Consider the following 3,817-nt stretch of genomic DNA (forward strand, 5'->3'; position numbering starts at 1 on the left):
CCTCGAACGCCATGTCGCGCACGTGGCTGGCAATACGGGCACAGCTGGCAGCAATATCTTCGATCAGGAAAACGAGTGACGGATCAGTGTCCGTGGCCGTTAGGAAATGACGCAAGCTCTGCATGACGGGACCTTTCAAATGCAGGGCAGGTCTACCGCCCTGCATCAAAGGTCACAAGCGACGATCAGTCGTCGTCGTGGTCCGAACCGTGATCATCGTCATGATCGGAGCCGTGGTCATCACGGTCATCGTTCGAGCCATGATCGGAACCATGATCATCATCGTTGCTGTCGTCATCATAACCACGAGAGTGATCGTCTGTCCCGCCAACGTAATTGTCATCATAACCGACAGAGTGATCGTCTGACCTGCCTACGTGACTGTTTTCATCGTTTGAACCGTGATCTTCTGCTTCGACGTAAACCGTCTCGCCGGCCGCTGTAGTTACGGTCGTATATACATCATCGCTACCAGCTTTTGGCGCGCTGCGGAGTTCCCCAGCTTCAACCAAAATCACTTCGCCAGTTGCAGTCGTAACTTCGACCATAACGTCGTCAGACCCAGCAACTTCACCAAGGTGCTTCTGTTCGATCTCTTGGATCGTGCCCGCAACAACTGCTGCATCATTGGTCTCGACGCGCTGGCTCACAACTTCGCCGGTCGAGTTATCGAGGACGACAGTCGTTTCCAGACCAGTCGGCGAATACGCCTCAACCGAAGAGTTCAGAACGCCGCGGCGAACCGAAAAGTGTGTGTAGCCCTGCGCAAACAGGCTGTCGATCTGCGCTTGAACAAAATCCTGAGCAGAAGCTGCAGAAACCGAAAGTGCGAGCGCGATGGCGGCAAACGAAAGTGTTTTCATGTCTAGTCTCCAAATGTTCGACGCAACGTTGTCTCCTGCGCCTTCGATGAGACTGGTATGACCATCAGCACCCTCATCCCAAATATGCCTAAGGTGTATTTTGCCTTGCTTTAGGCGCCTATACCTTCGGTTTATGGTGTTTACGCATCCCCTTAACTTATGGTCGGTCTATATAAAAAAGGGCGATCCGATGTACTCCACCACCAAACTTGAAAACGCGACGTTTGCCACAATCATTTTCTGGGGCATGGGGATATCGGGGCTTTTCTTTGCCCAAGACGTCATTGTGGACCTTCGCGAACACATCAGCGAAGGTCGCGGCTACGTGCTTGGCGACCTCTCACACCTCATTTTCGAGGTTCTCGCCGTCACCGTCCTCGGATTCGGCATGGTTCTCTTGTCGGTCTATATCACCGAGCTAAAGACAAAGAACGCCCGACAACGCGAAACGCTCCACTCCCTTCGCAACGATTTCGACAGCCACGTTCACGCGCAGTTCAACGAATGGTCCCTCACCCCATCCGAGTCGGACATCGCACTTTTGCTCATGCGCGGGCTGGCATCCAAAGACATCGCCGAACTGCGCAATTGCACTGTCGGCACGGTCAAGGTTCACTCGCACAACGTCTTTCGCAAGGCAGGCGTAACGTCGCGCGTAGAGCTTATGTCGCTGTTCTTGGATGAATTCATGGATGTGGGGATGCAATCGGCTCCCACCACGTCCAGCTGATCAGCCAGCCAGAAAAGCAATCAATGCGCGCTATCCAGCGTCTTCGAACCATTCCATATCGTTGCCCACCGCCGCCATTGTAAGTCCAATCATCAGGTAATCATGGTTCAACTTTTACATAGCCCGGATCAACCGATAACCTTAAATCCTGAGCATGAAGAATTGGCAGATCAAAATATGGGAATGACGCGCCCGTGCCATCTTCGGTCCGTCGTCACCATTTCGCGCGAGCGTGGCTTCCTCAAAAAAACAGCTTGTCCTTTAGCAACAACAATAGAAACATATAAAGGTCGATGGGTTCGCATTCCATCGGCGTATCTAGCTCTTCCCCAGTGCCGAGATCCTCGGGCAGTCGGGTCAATTTGAGCACCTAGGACTTTCATCTTAGTTCGGAAGTGATCCGCAAAACCCACCCTCTGCAGACAATCCCGACCCAATGGCGAGGACTGGCGGTGCCGCATAAGGGTTCGGCGGGCTGGCCTGCAGGTCCCAACCGATCAGCCCCGCCACTGCGATGACGGCGATCAATGCTGTGAAACGTCTGGTCATGCCCGTGCCTCCAACCCCAAGATGGGACGCAGTTTGATCCCATAGATCGACCCGACAAAGGCCGCGGCGAACCACACCCAGCCGTGCAGGCTCCCCGTGGAAATACCTGAGAAATAGGCTCCAACGTTGCAGCCAAAGGCCAAACGCGACGAATACCCTAGCAGAAACCCCGCCACGATTGTCCCGACCCACGCCCGCGCGGGCAAGGATGGCAGTTTCGCGGACAGTCCCCCTACCCTCCAGCTCGCAACAACGAACGCGCCAAGGATGATGCCGATATCCGTCAAGGATGTGTAGTCGGTCAGCACAGAACTAGTCACCCGCTCCGCCGTCGCAGGTGCCGCCCAAAACGCAGAGCCCGACAGGTCCACGCCCGCCGCCACTGCGCCCTTCGCCACCCAAAGGCCAAGCCCGTAAACCACGCCCCACGGCTGGCCCGAAATCAACAGGTTCGCCAGCGCCAATGCCGCAATCACCATTGCCACAATCACCAACCGACGCGGCAAAACCCGCGCCTCGGGCGCTGCAACCTTCCACGCGACCACCGCAACCGCACCCAACAGGCCAAGCGTGATGAGAACACCGCTCCACCCTTCAAAATTCATGATCGGCAGCGCCCCCAATCCCGTCCACCAGAACAGGTGATAGGCGCCCGCGAAACTCCCGATGGCAAAGAACGGCAATGCGACCAGCGACACGGGGTTCCCCGAACCCGCGTTCACCAATGTCCCAGACCCGCAGCCCAAAACGACCTGCATCGCGACGCCGAACACAAACGCCCCCGCGATCATGGCAAAGCCAATCGGGGCCTGCGCGCCGCTCAACTCACCGCCATGGCTCGCAATCAACGGCAGGGCAAAGACCGTCACGATCCCAATCGCCAGCAACTGCGCCCACAATCCCGACGGTTCGCGCCGCAGGATCATCGCCCGCCACGGTCCCGCAAATCCGAACCGCAACCCTTCGAGGGCGAGGCCAAAGCCCAAGCCCACAGCCAGCATCAGCCCGTATCGAGCCCCCGCCAGCGCAGCCACGGCCAAAACAACAAACACGGCAGCCACAATCAGGCCGCCGCGCTTTAGGATCGGACGGGGGGCCGAAGCCCCCGCAATCGCTTGTTCAGACATTTTAGAAACCAATCTGGTTCAGCAAGTTACGGAACAGGCCCGGAGTGTTTTCCATCGGAAGACCCGCGTTGGAATATTCCACCATCGACCCTGCGTAGAGTTTCACGTTCTCTAGCTCAGCCAGCTCCGAGAGTGCAAACCAGTTCGTCGCCGCCCAGTGGCCGGTGTTGCAGAAGGACACGATGTCTTTGCCCTCTTCGACGCCCAAAGCCAGTTTCAACTCATCCACATTCGACGCCCCACGGATCGCCGCAGCGCCGTCATCAAAGAACGAGGTGTAAACGTAGTTAACCGCACCCGGCAGCGTGCCCGGACGGTCCGCCGCATCATGACCCTTGCGGCCCAGATAGAAATCTTCGGGACGCGCATCGACGAGGATCGCTTGCGCTGCACCCGTGGTCACAGCCTCAACATCCGAGGTTTCCGCAAGCCACTCGTGGCTAAAGGTCAGATCCAATTCCGACGGGATCGACGACTCGACCGTTGCGTTGATCGGCAAACCCGCCGCAGCCCAAGCCGCCTGACCACCGTTCAGGATCGACAGATCG

6 protein-coding genes are annotated in these 3,817 nt (G+C 57.2%); 1 reads left to right on the forward strand and 5 read right to left on the reverse strand.

The genetic code is table 11. The annotated features are described in order from the left end of the window. Positions 1-185: 185 nt before the first annotated feature. Positions 186-863, reverse strand: coding sequence for a hypothetical protein (locus AC1QQ2_RS13745; RefSeq protein ID WP_479713549.1), 678 nt, complete (start codon positions 861-863; stop codon positions 186-188). A gap of 190 nt (positions 864-1,053) precedes the next feature. Between AC1QQ2_RS13745 and AC1QQ2_RS13750 the strand changes: the two genes are divergently transcribed. After that, the gene (locus tag AC1QQ2_RS13750; protein WP_479713550.1) at positions 1,054-1,593 is read left to right on the forward strand and encodes a helix-turn-helix transcriptional regulator; all 540 of its coding nucleotides are present in this window, start codon (positions 1,054-1,056) and stop codon (positions 1,591-1,593) included. Between the two features lie 241 nt (positions 1,594-1,834). On the opposite strand, the gene AC1QQ2_RS13755 is transcribed toward AC1QQ2_RS13750, so the two are convergent. The 4 genes from AC1QQ2_RS13755 to AC1QQ2_RS13770 form a co-directional block, all read right to left on the reverse strand. Beyond that, positions 1,835-1,963 (reverse strand): hypothetical protein, encoded by a 129-nt coding sequence (locus AC1QQ2_RS13755; RefSeq protein WP_479713551.1) that lies wholly within the window; start codon positions 1,961-1,963, stop codon positions 1,835-1,837. A gap of 14 nt (positions 1,964-1,977) precedes the next feature. Beyond that, complete coding sequence (locus AC1QQ2_RS13760) at positions 1,978-2,142, reverse strand: hypothetical protein (RefSeq protein WP_479713552.1); 165 nt, start codon at positions 2,140-2,142, stop codon at positions 1,978-1,980. Next, positions 2,139-3,269, reverse strand: a complete 1,131-nt coding sequence (locus tag AC1QQ2_RS13765) for a YeeE/YedE family protein (RefSeq protein ID WP_479713553.1) — start codon at positions 3,267-3,269, stop codon at positions 2,139-2,141. The genes AC1QQ2_RS13760 and AC1QQ2_RS13765 overlap by 4 nt, the downstream gene beginning before the upstream one ends. Before the next feature lies 1 nt (position 3,270). Further along, on the reverse strand, positions 3,271-3,817 hold a 547-nt coding region (locus AC1QQ2_RS13770), incomplete at its 5' end, for a sulfurtransferase (RefSeq protein WP_479713554.1).

This window comes from Aestuarium sp., assembly GCF_023253315.1.
Classification (GTDB): Bacteria; Pseudomonadota; Alphaproteobacteria; order Rhodobacterales; family Rhodobacteraceae; genus Marivivens; species Marivivens donghaensis.